General features: G+C 71.6%; 12 protein-coding genes. 1 reads left to right on the top strand and 11 read right to left on the bottom strand.

Annotation, left to right across the window (positions count from 1 at the left end):
* Positions 1 to 9: 9 nt before the first annotated feature.
* The 9 genes from ACIBEI_RS12945 to ACIBEI_RS12905 form a co-directional block, all read right to left on the bottom strand.
* Positions 10 to 624 carry a response regulator transcription factor gene (locus ACIBEI_RS12945; RefSeq protein ID WP_398888026.1) on the bottom strand — a complete coding sequence of 205 codons (615 nt, stop codon included), beginning with the start codon at positions 622 to 624 and terminating at the stop codon, positions 10 to 12.
* Entirely contained in the window at positions 621 to 1,781 is a 1,161-nt protein-coding gene (locus ACIBEI_RS12940) for a sensor histidine kinase (protein WP_398888024.1), read from the bottom strand. Before ACIBEI_RS12940 ends, ACIBEI_RS12945 begins: the two co-directional genes overlap by 4 nt.
* The gene (locus ACIBEI_RS12935) at positions 1,778 to 2,518 is read right to left on the bottom strand and encodes an ABC transporter permease (RefSeq protein WP_398888326.1); all 741 of its coding nucleotides are present in this window, start codon (positions 2,516 to 2,518) and stop codon (positions 1,778 to 1,780) included. The genes ACIBEI_RS12940 and ACIBEI_RS12935 overlap by 4 nt, the downstream gene beginning before the upstream one ends.
* A 68-nt stretch (positions 2,519 to 2,586) precedes the next feature.
* Complete coding sequence (locus tag ACIBEI_RS12930) at positions 2,587 to 3,516, bottom strand: ABC transporter ATP-binding protein (protein WP_398888022.1); 930 nt, start codon at positions 3,514 to 3,516, stop codon at positions 2,587 to 2,589.
* A gap of 90 nt (positions 3,517 to 3,606) precedes the next feature.
* Positions 3,607 to 4,455 carry an ABC transporter substrate-binding protein gene (locus ACIBEI_RS12925; RefSeq protein WP_398888020.1) on the bottom strand — a complete coding sequence of 283 codons (849 nt, stop codon included), beginning with the start codon at positions 4,453 to 4,455 and terminating at the stop codon, positions 3,607 to 3,609.
* Positions 4,456 to 4,603: 148 nt separating this feature from the next.
* A complete protein-coding gene (locus ACIBEI_RS12920) occupies positions 4,604 to 7,081 on the bottom strand; it encodes a hypothetical protein (protein WP_398888018.1) in 2,478 nt (825 codons plus the stop codon).
* Positions 7,082 to 7,241: 160 nt separating this feature from the next.
* Positions 7,242 to 7,667: a DUF6113 family protein gene (locus ACIBEI_RS12915; RefSeq protein ID WP_398888016.1), complete on the bottom strand. Its 426-nt coding sequence runs from the start codon at positions 7,665 to 7,667 to the stop codon at positions 7,242 to 7,244.
* A gap of 40 nt (positions 7,668 to 7,707) precedes the next feature.
* Entirely contained in the window at positions 7,708 to 8,604 is an 897-nt protein-coding gene (gene mshB, locus ACIBEI_RS12910; protein WP_398888014.1) for an N-acetyl-1-D-myo-inositol-2-amino-2-deoxy-alpha-D-glucopyranoside deacetylase, read from the bottom strand.
* A gap of 22 nt (positions 8,605 to 8,626) precedes the next feature.
* Positions 8,627 to 8,821, bottom strand: coding sequence for a hypothetical protein (locus tag ACIBEI_RS12905; protein ID WP_359719782.1), 195 nt, complete (start codon positions 8,819 to 8,821; stop codon positions 8,627 to 8,629).
* A gap of 176 nt (positions 8,822 to 8,997) precedes the next feature.
* On the opposite strand from ACIBEI_RS12905, the gene ACIBEI_RS12900 reads away from it, so the two are divergent.
* A complete protein-coding gene (locus tag ACIBEI_RS12900) occupies positions 8,998 to 11,115 on the top strand; it encodes a prolyl oligopeptidase family serine peptidase (protein WP_398888011.1) in 2,118 nt (705 codons plus the stop codon).
* 149 nt (positions 11,116 to 11,264) lie between these two features.
* Here ACIBEI_RS12900 and ACIBEI_RS12895 read toward each other — a convergent pair whose 3' ends face one another.
* On the bottom strand, positions 11,265 to 12,341 hold the full coding sequence (locus ACIBEI_RS12895; RefSeq protein ID WP_398888009.1) for an ABC transporter ATP-binding protein: 1,077 nt from the start codon (positions 12,339 to 12,341) through the stop codon (positions 11,265 to 11,267).
* Positions 12,334 to 13,317 (bottom strand): ABC transporter ATP-binding protein, encoded by a 984-nt coding sequence (locus tag ACIBEI_RS12890; protein ID WP_398888007.1) that lies wholly within the window; start codon positions 13,315 to 13,317, stop codon positions 12,334 to 12,336. The genes ACIBEI_RS12895 and ACIBEI_RS12890 overlap by 8 nt, the downstream gene beginning before the upstream one ends.
* Positions 13,318 to 13,321: the final 4 nt, after the last annotated feature.

The following is a 13,321-nucleotide window of genomic DNA, read 5'->3' as shown; positions in this document are numbered from 1 at the left end:
CGCGGGGCCCTACAGCCAGCCCTTCTCCCTTGCGATTCTGACCGCCTCCGCTCTGTTCCGTGCCGCCAGTTTTTGGATGGCTGTGGAGAGGTAGTTGCGGACCGTGCCCTGGGAGAGGTGGAGGGCTGTTGCCAGGTCGGCGTTGGTGGAGCCGTCGGCCGCCGCGCGGAGGATCTCGCGTTCGCGGTCGGTCAGGGGGTTGGCGCCCTCGGCCAGGGCGGCCGCCGCGAGTGCGGGGTCGATGACGCGTTCGCCGGTGAGGACCTTGCGTATGGCCTCGGCGAGTTGGGCGGCGGGCGCGTCCTTCACCAGGAACGCGTCGGCGCCCGCCTCCATGGCGCTGCGGAGGTAGCCGGGGCGGCCGAAGGTCGTGAGGATGACCAGCTTGAGCGCGGGGAACTCCCGGTGCAGCTCGGCCGCCGCCTCGATGCCGGTGGCGCCCGGCATCTCGATGTCCAGGAGCGCCACGTCCACGTCGTGCCCGCGTACGGCGGCCAGCACCTCGTCGCCGCGGGCGACCTGCGCCACCACGTCGATGTCCGGTTCGAGGCCGAGCAGGGCCGCGAGGGCCTCGCGGACCATCGACTGGTCCTCGGCGAGCAGGACCTTGATCGTTCGGCTCATGCCCCGGATCCTACGGCGGCCGCGGCCGCCGGTACGCGTGCCAGCAGCCGGAACCCGTGCCGTCCGCTCCCCGCCTCCAGCTCCCCGCCCACCTTCTCCAGCCGTTCCCGCAGTCCGGTCAGCCCGTTGCCCGGACCGCCGTCCGCGCCGCCCCCGTCGTCCTCCACGCTCAGCTCCAGCACCGGCCCCTCCAGTGTCTGGCGGCGCACCAGCTCGACCGTGCAGCGCCGGGCCCCGCTGTGGCGTACGACGTTGGTGATCGCCTCGCGCAGTGCCCAGGCCAGCGCGGACTCGGTCTCCGAGGCGACGCCCGTGAGGTCCGGTTCGGCCGGCAGTTCGGCCGTGATGCCCGCCGCCGTGAGGGCGACCCGCGCGCCCGCGAGTTCGCCGGGCAGCCGGGGCCGCCGGTAGCCGGTGACCGCCTCCCGTACGTCGACCATGGCCTGGCGGCTGACGTTCTCGATGTCGGCGACCTGCTGGGCCGCCTTGTCGGGGTGGTCGGGCAGCATCCGGCCCGCGAGCTCGCTCTTCAGCGTGATCAGCGAGAGCGAGTGGCCGAGCAGGTCGTGCAGGTCGCGGGCGAGCCGCAGCCGCTCCTCGTTGGCGGCGAGCTGGGCGACGGTGGCGCGGGCCTCGCGCAGCTCGATCGTCGTACGGATCAGGGTGCGGACCCCGACCATGGCGAAACCGCCGAGGAGCGCCGGGAGGAGCAGCGAGGCAAGGTACTCGTCCCCGTCCGGTACGGACAGGGCGATCACCGTCATCAGCGCGGACACGCCCGGGACGGTCAGCCGTGCCAACCGCGGGGGCAGTGCCGCGCCGGACGCGACCGACACGTACACGAACAGGACGAGCCACTCGCGGCCGAGGGTGAGCGCGAGGATCGACGACTGGGCCGCGAGCACGGCCAGTGAGCCGAGCACCACACCGTTCGTCTCACCGCGTCCGGCGCGGAAGATCAGGGCGAAGTACCAGACGACGAAGGCCAACAGGCCGATGACACCGAGGACACGCACTCCGTCGCTGTGCCCGCCGTGCAGCAGGTCGCTCACGGGCGCGCTCAGGTAGGCGAGCCAGATGCTGGTCCAGAGGAGCTTGACCGCCCACTGCCTCCGGTTCGTGGGGCGCTGCCCGATGCCGATCTCCACGCCGCTCACGCTTTCAGCGTGTCCTTCCTGTACAGCCAGGCCGCGCCGCCCGCGAACAGGACGAAGGAGACGGCGAGGATGGCGAGGTCCGTCGCGTGCGGGGCCCGGCTCTGCTCGATGGCCTGCCCGAGGGCAGCGTACGCGTGCGTGGGCAGCCACTTCGCGATGTCCTGCAGCCAGTCCGGGAAGGTCGTCGTGGGCATCCACAGTCCGCCCAGCATGGACAGCCCGAAGTACACGATCATCGTGATCGGGCGGACCGCGTCACCGCTCGCCATGTACCCGATGGCGACGCCGAGCGCGGCGAAGACGAGGCTGCCGGCCCAGATCGCGCCGGTGAGCGCGAGCCACTGCCAGACATCCAGGCGTACGTCCTTCACGGCCGCGGCGACCACGAAGACGACGACGATCGACGGCAGGCTGATCACGGCCGCGCTCGCGGTCTTCGCGAACACATAGCCGCGTCCGGGCAGGGTGGTGAGCCGCAACTGCCGTACCCAGCCGCTCTCGCGCTCCTTGGCGATGCGCTCGCTGTTGCCCATCAGGACGGCGGTCAGGGCTCCGAAGGACGCCATGGAGACCATGAAGAAGGTCGGCAGGGTGAGCCCGGTGCCGTCGACCTTCGTCGTGCTGTCGGCGCTGCCCGCGATCAGCAGGAACAGGGCCGAGGGGTAGATCACCGAGAAGAACAGGAACTTGCGGTTGCGCAGGGCGCGGATGATCTCCAGCCTGATCAGGCCGTTCATGCCAGACATGACAGATGTGCCGGACATACCGTTCTTGGCCTTCATGGCCTTCATCCCGTTCGTGGCGTTCATGAGGTGCGCGCCTCCTCGGCGGCGGTGATGGCGACGAAGGCCTGCTCCAGACCGAGCCCGGCCACTTCGAGGTTGCGGGGGTAGAGGCCGAGCCCGTAGAGGGCGTGGACGGTCGCATCGGCGTCGGAGGACTGGATGCGGACCGTGTGGCCCGACACATCGAGCGAGGTGAGGAAGGGCAGGTCGCGCAGCGCGGGCTCGTCGATCGGCCCCTCCAGGTCGAACGCGATCCGCCGGGCGCCGGCCTTCGCCTTGATCTCGGCGGCCGTGCCGTCCGCGAGCAGCCGCCCCCGGTGCAGGACGAGCACGCGGTCGGCGATGGCGTCGGCCTCCTCCAGGTAGTGCGTGGCGAACAGGACCGTCCGCCCCTGGTCGGCCTGCTCGCGCATGGTGGCCCAGAAGGCCTGCCGCGCGGAGACGTCCATGCCGGTCGTCGGCTCGTCGAGGACGATGAGGTCGCTGTCCCCGGCCGTGGCGAGCGCGAAGCGCACGCGCTGCTGCTGGCCGCCCGAGAGCTTGTTGACCTTGCGGTCCGCCAGCTGTGTGAGGCTCGCGCGGGCGAGCACGTCCGCCACGGGGAACGGCTTCGGGTGCAGGTCGCAGGCCAGCCGCACCAGTTCGCCGACCGTGACCTCGTCCATCAGCCCGCCGCTCTGCAGCATCGCGCCGACGCGCCCGGCGACGATGGCGTCCCGCGGGCTGCCGCCGAACACCCGCACCGAGCCGCTGTCCGGGTGCTTCAGGCCGAGCAGCAGGTCGAGCGTGGTCGACTTGCCGGCGCCGTTCGGCCCCAGCAGGGCCACGGTCTCACCCGGGTGCAGGGCGAGCGTGAGCCCGTCCACGGCCCGCACGCTTCCGTAGGTCTTGGTCACCTGATCGAACCCGACCACCGAGCCGGTGGCCTCCGCTGTCGCAGTCGCTGTCATGTGACCCAGCGTGGCGGGAGGCGGGCCCCGCCCGGCAGTGTCGGCCGTCGTGACTCCCGGATGACAGATGTCATGTGCGGTACGCGAAACTCACCTCTTGGCCCCCAGAACCTCGAGCGCGTCCGCCACCGACCGGAGGAAGGCCGCGTACGCGTGGGCGCTGCACGGCAGTTCCGGGTTCCAGGGCTCCACGGTCGCGGTCGAGGTGAGGGCGTGCCAGGCGGGTACGGACTCCAACTCCCCCGCCGGTACGGCGTTCGCGCGGGCGTCCGCGAGGACCAGGTCGGGGGCGAGACCGACGGCGCGCTCCCAGCTGGTCGTGGCCCAGTTCGCGCCCCCGGCACCCGGTTCGACCAACTCCACGCCCAGCTCGGCCAGATGACGCAGCTCGGGCCAGGTCCCGGGCCGCGCGAGATGCACCTGGCGGGCTCCGGCGGCCGACAGCGCGAGCACCTTCAGCGGAGCGGAGGCGGCGGCCCGTACGGCGTCCTCCGCGGCGGCCAGTTCGTCCTCCCCGCCCGCCGGTTCGCCGCCGAGGGCCACCGACAGTTGGGCGAAGCGCGCCAGGATGTTGGGCAGCGAGGTGTCACCGCCGACCGCCAGCGCGAGGACGGGTGCCCCGGCCCGTTTCGCCGCCGCCTCCGAGACGGCGTACGGCTTCTCGCGGTCGTACGTGACGTCGACGACGATGTCGGGCCGTACGGAGCGAATGGCCCCGTCGTCGAGGGCCTTGCCCGCGCCCAGGTACGGGACGTCGGCCAGGGCACCGGACTTGGCGCGGTCGGGCTCGTCGCCGTCGTGGCCTGATCCGTACACCCCGACGGGCCGCACCCCCAGATCCCACAGTGCCGCGCCCGCGCGGACGTACGCGGCCACCCTCTCCGGCCGCCCGATGCGCCGTAACGTGATCCCCCGGTCGTCCGTGAACTCCCAGCCCATACGGCACCCGCCCCTTCGGCACCCGCCCGGCGCGGGCCACTCGGGCCACGATGAGCCGGTCGCCGGAAAGGGACAAGGGGACACCCGGCCATCACCGGGTGCCCCCTTCAACCAGTCCGCTCGACGAGTCCGCTCGACCAGTCCGCGACTAGTTGGGGTTGGTCTCGATCACTCCCACACGGTCCGCCGCCGTCTTGCCGAGGAGCGCCGGGCGCATCGCGCCGACCACGTCCTGGGGCGTCACGGGGGTCTTCTTGCCGTTGCCCCGGGTGATCAGCACGCCGTCGAACGCGCCGCCGTACAACTCCTTCAGCGCTTCCAGGTCGTAGTACTCGACCAGCTTGCCCTGGGCGTTGGCCTTGACGCCGAGGAACTTCCACAGGGAGTTCTCCGGGCTGAACGGGAGCTCCACCGCGCCGGCCTTGATCGTCACGTTGGCCGACATCGCCGGCTGCGCGAACGCCTTCATCATGCGGTCGACCTCGGCCTTGGTGACCTTGGGCTCCTTGGCCGTGGTGGGGACCTTGACGGTCGCCGCCTTACCGGTCTCCACCTGGGCGCGGTACGCCTCCTCGACGGCCTCCGTCGACTGACCGGTGTCGATGCCCTTGCCCGCCTTGCCGTAGACGGCGACGGCCTTGCCCGACTGGAACTTGATCGTTCCCTCGGTCGCCGAGCCGGAGCCGCCCGCGGCGCGCTCCAGGGCGGCCGTCAGCTTCTCCTCGTCGACGGGCATCGCGGGGTCGACGACGCGATGGTTGCCGAACAGCGAGCCGATCACCGAGACGGGGTTGTAGTCGCTGCCCGCCGCGGACCGTACCGTCGCCTGGCTGTCGAGCTGGAGCCCGGCCTGGTCCGGCCTGAGTGCGACGGTGTCGCCCTCGACCGAGAGCTGCAGCGGCTTGGCCGCGCGCGTCTTGAAGGCGTCGTCGAGCTTCTTGACGGCCTCGTCACGGGTGCCGCCGCCGATGTCGACGCCGAGCACGGTGGTGCCCTTGGGCACGTCGGAGTGGTTCATGAGCAGTCCGGCGCCGTACGCGATGCCGCCGAGGGTCACCACACCGGTGACCAGCAGCACCAGCTTGCTACGGCCCTTCTTCTTCTTGGGCCGCGAGGCCGCGGGCGCCGCCGGCGAGACGGGTTCGGGCAGCTTCGGGGGCTGATGCGGCAGCGGTCCGTCGGTGTGCGCGCCCGGTCCGAACGGGGAGTTCGGGGCGGGCGGTACGACGGGGATGCCGCTGGTCAGCGTGTGTCCGGAGACGTTCTCACCGGGGGTGCCGTAGCCCGGCGTACCGGGTTCGGGGGCGGGCTTCTGCGGGGTGAGGATCGCGGTGTCGTCGCTCATCCCGCCGCCGGGTCCTCCGGTGAAGGACGAGCCGTGCTGGGCGCCCTTGCCACCGGGGAAGCCGGAGGCGCCGGGGCCACCGCCCTGACCGCCCGCACCGCCGGGGCCACCGGGCGCACCGGGTCCGCCGGGGAAGCCGGAGCCGTTCTGGGCGCCGTTGGGGCCGGGAAAGCCCGAGCCGTCCGATGCCCCGGGGCCACCCGGGCCGCCGGAAGCCCCGTGGAACGCGGCGGCACCCTGACCGTTCTGGTCACCCATGCCACCACGGACCCGCGGACCGCCAGGTGCACCGGGGCCGCCCGGACCACCAGGACCACCCGGACCACCCGGACCACCAGGGAGACCCTGACCGCCGGGACCACCAGGACCGCCAGGTCCGCCGCCCGGGGCTCCGCCGCGCACAGTGCCGGGCGGTGCCAGCCGGCCGTCACCGGTGACCGGACCGCCGGTCGGGCCGGAGGGCCCGCCCTGGCCGCCGCCGGAGAAGTAGGGAAGCCCGTCGCGCCGCGGCTCACCGCCGCCGTCGCCCGTGCCGTCCGTCGGATACGGCGAGTTGCCGGGTCCGCCGCTGCCCAGCGGCCCCGCCGCCAGTGCCGCGGACACGTCGAAGGAACCGGTACCGCCACCGTGGCCGGGCGCCACGGGCCCGGTACCGCCCGCGCCGGGCAGGCCGGCGCCGTTGGTGCCGCCGGGCCGGGAGCCACCGGGCCTGGCCGCGCCGCCGGCACCGGCGCCCTTGGGCGCACCCGAACCGGAGGGCCGTGCGGCGGGTGCACCGGAAGCGCCAACTCCCGTACCGGGGCCGGGCGCGCCCGAAGTGCCGGGCGTACCGGCGCCGTTGGTGCCGCCACCGCCCGGACCGCCCTTGGGCGCACCGGACTTGCGTGGCGCGAACCAGTCGCTGGTCTTGTCCTCGGCGGAGCCCGCGGGCATGGGGTGGGACCCGGTGTCGGAGTCCACGGGAGGGCCCACGGCGGTGCTCGGCCCGGTGTCCACAGGGGCCTGTGCGGGCGCACTCGTGCTGTCGGAGGACTCGCCGCCTCCGACGGGTGTGCGCACGACGACCGGCGGAATGGGCCGGGATCCGGGGATGTTGATGCGGATCCGCGTCGTCAGCGTGGTCTCGGTCTTGGGCTGCTCCGGCCGGTCACCGGCGGAACGCCCATTGTCGGCGGCGCCGTCGGAAGCCTTGGGCGTTCCGTACGGCGGAGTCCCCGACGGGTATGCGGTTCCGCCGCGCCCGTTGGGCCCGGAGGACGAACTGTCAGTTTCACGACTCAAGGCAGGTTCTCCTGGTTGGCTCCACCGCCCGTGTACTCGACCTCGCTTCGGGCGGCTCGGCGGCGCGCACCACCATACTGGCCACTTGTCGCCCGCAACCTTCGGCCGTGGGGGAAACCCACACCGGACTTGCACCTGCGCACTGTGGCGAAGTGGTACGTCACTTGCCAAGTCGGGCGGCGGGCCCACCTGGTTGCCGTCCCGGGCCAAGGGTGGCACACATCACAGCCACGGCCATTCCGCCGAGCAGGAAGAGGTAGGAGCCCGCTCCCGCGGCGAAGAGGAAGTCTCCCTCCGGCCTGCTCGCGGTGAGCAGGACGACGGCGATCATCCAGCCGGCGGCGGGTGCCACGGCCCCGCCCCGGCCACCGGTCGCCAGTCCCCCGCCGACGAAGAGCCCCGCCGCGCCGGCCAGCGCGAGCAGCAGTCCGCCCGGGAACAGGCCCGACTGGACCAGTCCGCCGGCCGCCCCGACCACGGCACCCAGCACGAAGAGCCCCAGGTGGACGAGGACCCGTCCCGCCGAGGGGGCTCGCGGGGGCTCGGCGAGCACGCTGCCCGCACCCGGCCTGTTCGCCGTACTCATCAGCCACTCACTTCATTACGTGTCGGACATCCACGACGACTCATCGGACACCGTCATCCTTTTCGACGGTCCCGGCGAACAGGTCCGTCTCCCGCGCCGGTCCTTCGCGCTCACCGCGCGCCAACTCGTAGTACTCCACGACGAAGAGCGGCTGCGCGAGCTGGTTGGAGAGCGCGAACCACGGCTCGACGACCTCGATCTGGGTGGCGTGCGCCCGCATCGCGGCCGCCTTGGCCGCGGCGAAGGGGGTGCCGTCGATCTCCGCGGTGATCAGGGAGTCGTCCGCCACGCCCGGCACGTCGTCGACGGCGGCGGAGGCGGGAAAGGGCAGTTCGTCGAGCACGTCCTTCAGACGGGCGAAGCCCTCCTCGGCGACCGGGCGCGGTACGCGGTTCCAGTAGATCTTTGCGATCGTCCACGGTTCGCCGAGCTCTGGACCGAAGCCGGGCTCCGCGGCCAGGTCGGCGGCGCGCATGGCGACGCGGTGGGTCTGGATGTGGTCCGGGTGGCCGTAGCCGCCGTCCGGGTCGTACGTCACGAGGACCTGGGGGCGCACCTCGCGGATCACGTCGACGAGATCCGCGGCGGCCTCGTCGACGTCCGCCTGCCAGAAGCAGTGCGGGTCTTCGTTGTCGGGCAGGCCCATCATTCCGGAGTCGTGGTAGCGGCCGGGGCCGCCGAGGGAGCGCAAGTCGCTCACCCCCAGCTCGCGCATCGCCGCGGCCAGCTCGGCCCGGCGGTGATCGCCGAGGGCCTCGCCCGACAGGTGGGCGAGGCCGGGCGGGATGACCTCGCCACGCTGGCCAAGGGTGCAGGTCACGAGCGTGACGTGGACGCCCTCGGCCGCGTATCTGGCCATGGTCGCGCCGTTGGTGATCGCCTCGTCGTCCGGGTGCGCGTGCACCAGGAGAAGACGCCGGGAGGGCAGTTCCGTCATGGAGCCCACCCTACGAGGCGGGTCAGAACTTGATGCCTCCGACCATGTCCGCGATGTTCGTGGTCACCTCGCTGATCGTCGGGGCCATCGTCGAGCTGGCGAGATAGAAGCCGAACAGGACACAGACGATGGCGTGAGGCGCCTTCAGTCCTGATTTCTTGATCAGGATGAAGACGATGATCGCCAGCAGCACCACCGCCGAAATCGAGAGTGCCACGGCGGCTCACCTCCAAGGATCCCAGGGACGCGGGGGGTCGGATGATGGGGGCAGTAAATCCGTACAACGGCCAGCAGGTTGATACCCACGCAGCAGTAGTGATCATAACTATTCGTACGTGCGCATTGATCGGCGCACGGCCGCACAAGGGGGCGCATGGCCAATATGGTCGGAGCATGACGACCGAGCCTCTCTCCTTTCCGCGCCGGCAGGCGCGCACCCTGCGCTTCACGCTCGGCGCGCCCCGTGCGTTCACCGTGGCGCCCGACGGTTCCCGTGTCGTGTACCTGCGGTCCTCGTCCGGCACGGACCGGGCGAACCAGCTGTGGGTTCTCGACGTGGCGGACGGCGAGGAGCGTCCCGCCGCGGATCCGGGGGCGCTGCTCGGGGGCTCCTCGGAGCGGCTGTCGGTGGCTGAGCGGGCCCGGCGCGAGCGCAGCCGCGAGGGCGGTGCGGGCATCGTCGGCTATGCGACCGACGCGGCCGTGGAGCTGGCGTCCTTCGCCCTGTCGGGGCGGCTGTTCACCGCGGAGCTGCGGGCGGGCACGGCACGTGAACTGCGGGTTCCGGGGCCCGTGCTGGACCCCCGTCCGTCCCCCGACGGACGGCTCGTCGCGTACGTGTCCGGGGGCGCCCTGAGGGTCGTCGGCGCCGAGGGGGAGGACGACAGGGCGCTCGTGGAGCCGGAGTCCGACACGGTCACCTACGGTCTCGCCGAGTTCATCGCGGCCGAGGAGATGGGCCGTTCGCGCGGTTTCTGGTGGTCGCCGGAGTCGGACCGGCTACTGGTCGCCCGGGCCGACGACGCCCCCGTACGCCGCTGGTGGATCTCCGATCCGGCGCGTCCCGAGCGGGATCCGCAGCAGGTCGCCTATCCGGCGGCCGGGACGGACAACGCGGAGGTGCGGCTCTTCGTGGTGGGTCTCGAAGGGGCGCGCACGGAGGTCGCATGGGACCGCGCGCGCTACCCCTACCTCGCGCGAGTGCACTGGTCGGCGGCCGGAGCACCGCTGCTGCTGGTCCAGGCGCGCGACCAGGCGAGCCAGCTCTATCTGGCCGTCGACCCGGACACCGGGGCGACCCGGATGGTGCACGCGGACGAAGATCCACAATGGCTTGATCTTTTCCCCGGCGTACCGAGCTGGAGCCCGAGCGGACAGCTCGTACGGATCGCGGACGAGGGCGGGGCGCGCGTGCTCGCGGTCGGCGAACGCCCGCTGACGGGACCGCAGTTGCATGTGCGAGCGGTGCTGGACGTGTCGGACGACGACGTGCTGGTCGCCGCGTCGGCCGGCGAGGCGGCGGCCGTCCCGGAGATCGGCGAGGTGCACGTCTACCGGGTCAACGACCTTGGTGTGGAGCGGATTTCGCAGGAGCCCGGCGTCCACTCGGCGGTCCGCGCGGGCGGTGTGACCGTGCTCGTGTCGGCCGTGCCCGACCTGCCGGGCGCCCAAGTGCAGGTGCTGCGCGACGGCAAGTCCGCGGCGACCGTGTCCTCGTACGCCGAACACCCCGGGCTGAGCCCGCGCGTGACGCTCACGGAGGCGGGCGAGCGCCGTGTGCCGTGCGCCGTTCTGCTCCCCACGGGCTACACCGACGGTCCGCTGCCGGTGCTGATGGACCCGTACGGCGGACCGCACGGGCAGCGTGTGCTGGCCGCGCACAACGCGTATCTGACTTCTCAGTGGTTCGCCGACCAGGGGTTCGCCGTGATCGTCGCGGACGGGCGGGGCATGCCGGGCCGCTCGCCGGCCTGGGAGAAGTCGATCAAGGACGATCTCGCGGCGGTCGTGCTCGACGACCAGATCCACGCGCTCCGGGCGCTCGCCGAACGCTTCCCGCTGGACCTGGACCGGGTGGCGATCCGCGGCTGGTCGTTCGGTGGCTATCTCGCGGGGCTCGCGGTGCTGCGGCGCCCGGACGTCTTCCACGCGGGCGTGGTGGGCGCGCCGGTGACCGACCAGCGGCTGTACGACACCCACTACACCGAGCGATATCTGGGCGATCCGAACACGCAGCCGGAGGTCTACGCGGCGAACTCGCTGATCGGCGACGACGGTCTGGTGGGGGCCGCCGAGCCGGCCCGGCCGATGATGCTCGTGCACGGTCTCGCCGACGACAACGTGGTGGTCGCGCACTCGCTGCGACTGTCCTCCGCACTGCTGGCCGCGGGCCGTCCGCACGAGGTGCTGCCGCTGTCGGGGGTCACACACATGACCCCGCAGGAGCAGGTCGCGGAGAATCTGCTGCTGCTCCAGGTGGACTTCCTGAAGCGGTCCCTGAACCTGGTGTAGAGATGCGACCGGCCGGGGAGACATGGCGCGCCCCGGCCGGTCTACGGCACCCGCACGGCCGTACGCTGTTCAGACTGACGCGTCCGTATATCGGTATCGGGTCGGTGAAGTTGCCTGCGTGTTAACGAAGTTGATGCGCATTTGTCATGCTATTTCACGTCGTCCATGGGTCCGTCAGGGCTCTCGCCTGTCGGCTCCTCCGGTGGGACCACCTGCTTCTCCTCCGCGAAGTGGCACGCCGAGTCGTGAGCCGCGGGACCGGCGGCCTCGTGCCGGAACTCCGCGGGCACCGCGAGCAGCGGCACCTCCAGTGCGCAGCGTTCCTGGGCCTTCCAGCAGCGGGTGCGGAAGCGGCAGCCGGAGGGGATGTTCGCCGGCGAGGGCACATCGCCGAAGAGGATGATCCGCTCCCGGTGCTCGCGGGCCTCGGGGTCCGGGACGGGCACCGCGGACAGCAGGGCCTGTGTATAGGGATGCGTCGGGTGGTCGTAGATCTCGGCGTCCCTGCCGATCTCCACGATCCGCCCGAGGTACATCACCCCGACCCGGTCGGAGATGTGCCGCACGATCGAGAGGTCGTGCGCGATGAACACGTACGACAGGTCGAACTCGGTCTGGAGCCGGTCCATCAGGTTGATGACCTGGGCCTGCACCGACACGTCGAGGGCGGACACCGGCTCGTCCGCGACGATGATCTCGGGGCGCAGGGCCAGCCCGCGCGCGATGCCGATGCGCTGGCGCTGGCCGCCGGAGAACTGGTGCGGATAGCGGTTGATGTACTCCGGGTTGAGCCCGACCACGTCCAGCAGGTCCTGGACCTTCCGGCGCCGGTCGCCCTTCGGCGCGACCTCGGGGTGGATCTCGTACGGCTCCCCGATGATGTCGCCGACGGTCATGCGCGGGTTGAGCGAGGTGTACGGGTCCTGGAAGACCATCTGGATGTTGCGGCGGACGGCCTTCAGCGCGCGGCCGGAGAGCCTGGTGACGTCCTCGCCCTTGTACGCGATCTCGCCGGCCGTCGGCTTCTCCAGGTTGACCAGCATCTTGGCGACCGTGGACTTGCCGCAGCCGGACTCGCCGACGATGCCGAGGGTCTCGCCCGCGGCGAGTTCGAAGTCGACGCCGTCGACGGCCTTCACCGCGCCGATCTGTTTCCTGAAGACGATGCCCTGGGTGAGCGGGTAGTGCTTGACCAGGCCCCGCACCTGGAGGATCGGCTCAGCCATGGAGGCACTCCCGCCAGAAGTGGCAGGCGCTCACGCGGTCCGTGCCCGCCTCGGTCACTTCGTACAGCGGCGGTACGTCGGTCCGGCAGACGTCCTGGGCCAGCGGGCAGCGCGGGTTGAAGGCGCAGCCGGGCGGGATGTGCATGAGGTTCGGTGGCAGGCCCTTGATGGCGTACAGCTCCCTGCCCTTCTGGTCGAGCCGCGGGATCGACTCCAGGAGGCCCTTCGTGTAGGGGTGCGCGGGGGCCTTGTAGATGTCGTGGACCGGGGCGGACTCGACGATCCGGCCCGCGTACATCACGGCGATCCGGTCGGCGACGTCCGCGACCACGCCGAGGTCGTGGGTGATGAGGATGAGCCCCATGTTGAGCTCGCGCTGGAGCTCGGCGAGGAGGTCCATGACCTGGGCCTGGACGGTGACGTCGAGGGCGGTGGTGGGTTCGTCGGCGATGATCAGGTCCGGTTCGAGGGCCAGCGCCATGGCGATCATGATGCGCTGGCGCATGCCTCCGGAGAACTGGTGCGGGTAGTCGCCAACGCGGGCCGCCGCGGCCGGGATGCGCACCCGCTCCATCAGCTCGATCGCCTTGGCCTTGGCGGCCTTCCTGGACATGCCCTGGTGGACGGTGAACATCTCGCCGAGCTGGGCGCCGACGCTGAGCACCGGGTTCAGGGAGGACAGCGCGTCCTGGAAGATCATCGCCATCCGGGCGCCGCGGACCTTGCGCCGCTCCTCCTCCTTGAACTTCAGGAGGTCCTGGCCCTGGAAGAGGACCTCGCCCGCGGTGATCCTCCCGGGCGGGGTGTCGAGGATGCCCATGATCGCCTGAGCGGTCACGGACTTGCCGGAGCCGGACTCGCCGAGCACGGCGAGCGTCTCGCCCTCGTCGACGCTGTAGGAGACGCCGTTGACGGCCTTGGCCACTCCGTCCCTGGTTCTGAACTCCACGTGCAGATCGCGTACTTCGAGCAGCACGGCC

The organism is Streptomyces sp. NPDC050988 (assembly GCF_044456225.1).
Taxonomy (GTDB): Bacteria; Actinomycetota; Actinomycetes; order Streptomycetales; family Streptomycetaceae; genus Streptomyces.
The sequence above is the reverse complement of the archived record's forward strand: the minus strand, read 5'-3'. Positions and strand labels throughout refer to the sequence as shown.

Coding starts and splice junctions, on each gene's coding strand:
- ACIBEI_RS12945 (WP_398888026.1), bottom strand. CDS start 624: ATGAGCCGAACGATCAAGGTCCTGCTCGCCGAGGACCAGTCGATGGTC.
- ACIBEI_RS12935 (WP_398888326.1), bottom strand. CDS start 2,518: ATGAACGGCCTGATCAGGCTGGAGATCATCCGCGCCCTGCGCAACCGC.
- ACIBEI_RS12930 (WP_398888022.1), bottom strand. CDS start 3,516: ATGACAGCGACTGCGACAGCGGAGGCCACCGGCTCGGTGGTCGGGTTC.
- ACIBEI_RS12925 (WP_398888020.1), bottom strand. CDS start 4,455: ATGGGCTGGGAGTTCACGGACGACCGGGGGATCACGTTACGGCGCATC.
- ACIBEI_RS12915 (WP_398888016.1), bottom strand. CDS start 7,667: ATGAGTACGGCGAACAGGCCGGGTGCGGGCAGCGTGCTCGCCGAGCCC.
- mshB (WP_398888014.1), bottom strand. CDS start 8,604: ATGACGGAACTGCCCTCCCGGCGTCTTCTCCTGGTGCACGCGCACCCG.
- ACIBEI_RS12900 (WP_398888011.1), top strand. CDS start 8,998: ATGACGACCGAGCCTCTCTCCTTTCCGCGCCGGCAGGCGCGCACCCTG.
- ACIBEI_RS12895 (WP_398888009.1), bottom strand. CDS start 12,341: ATGGCTGAGCCGATCCTCCAGGTGCGGGGCCTGGTCAAGCACTACCCG.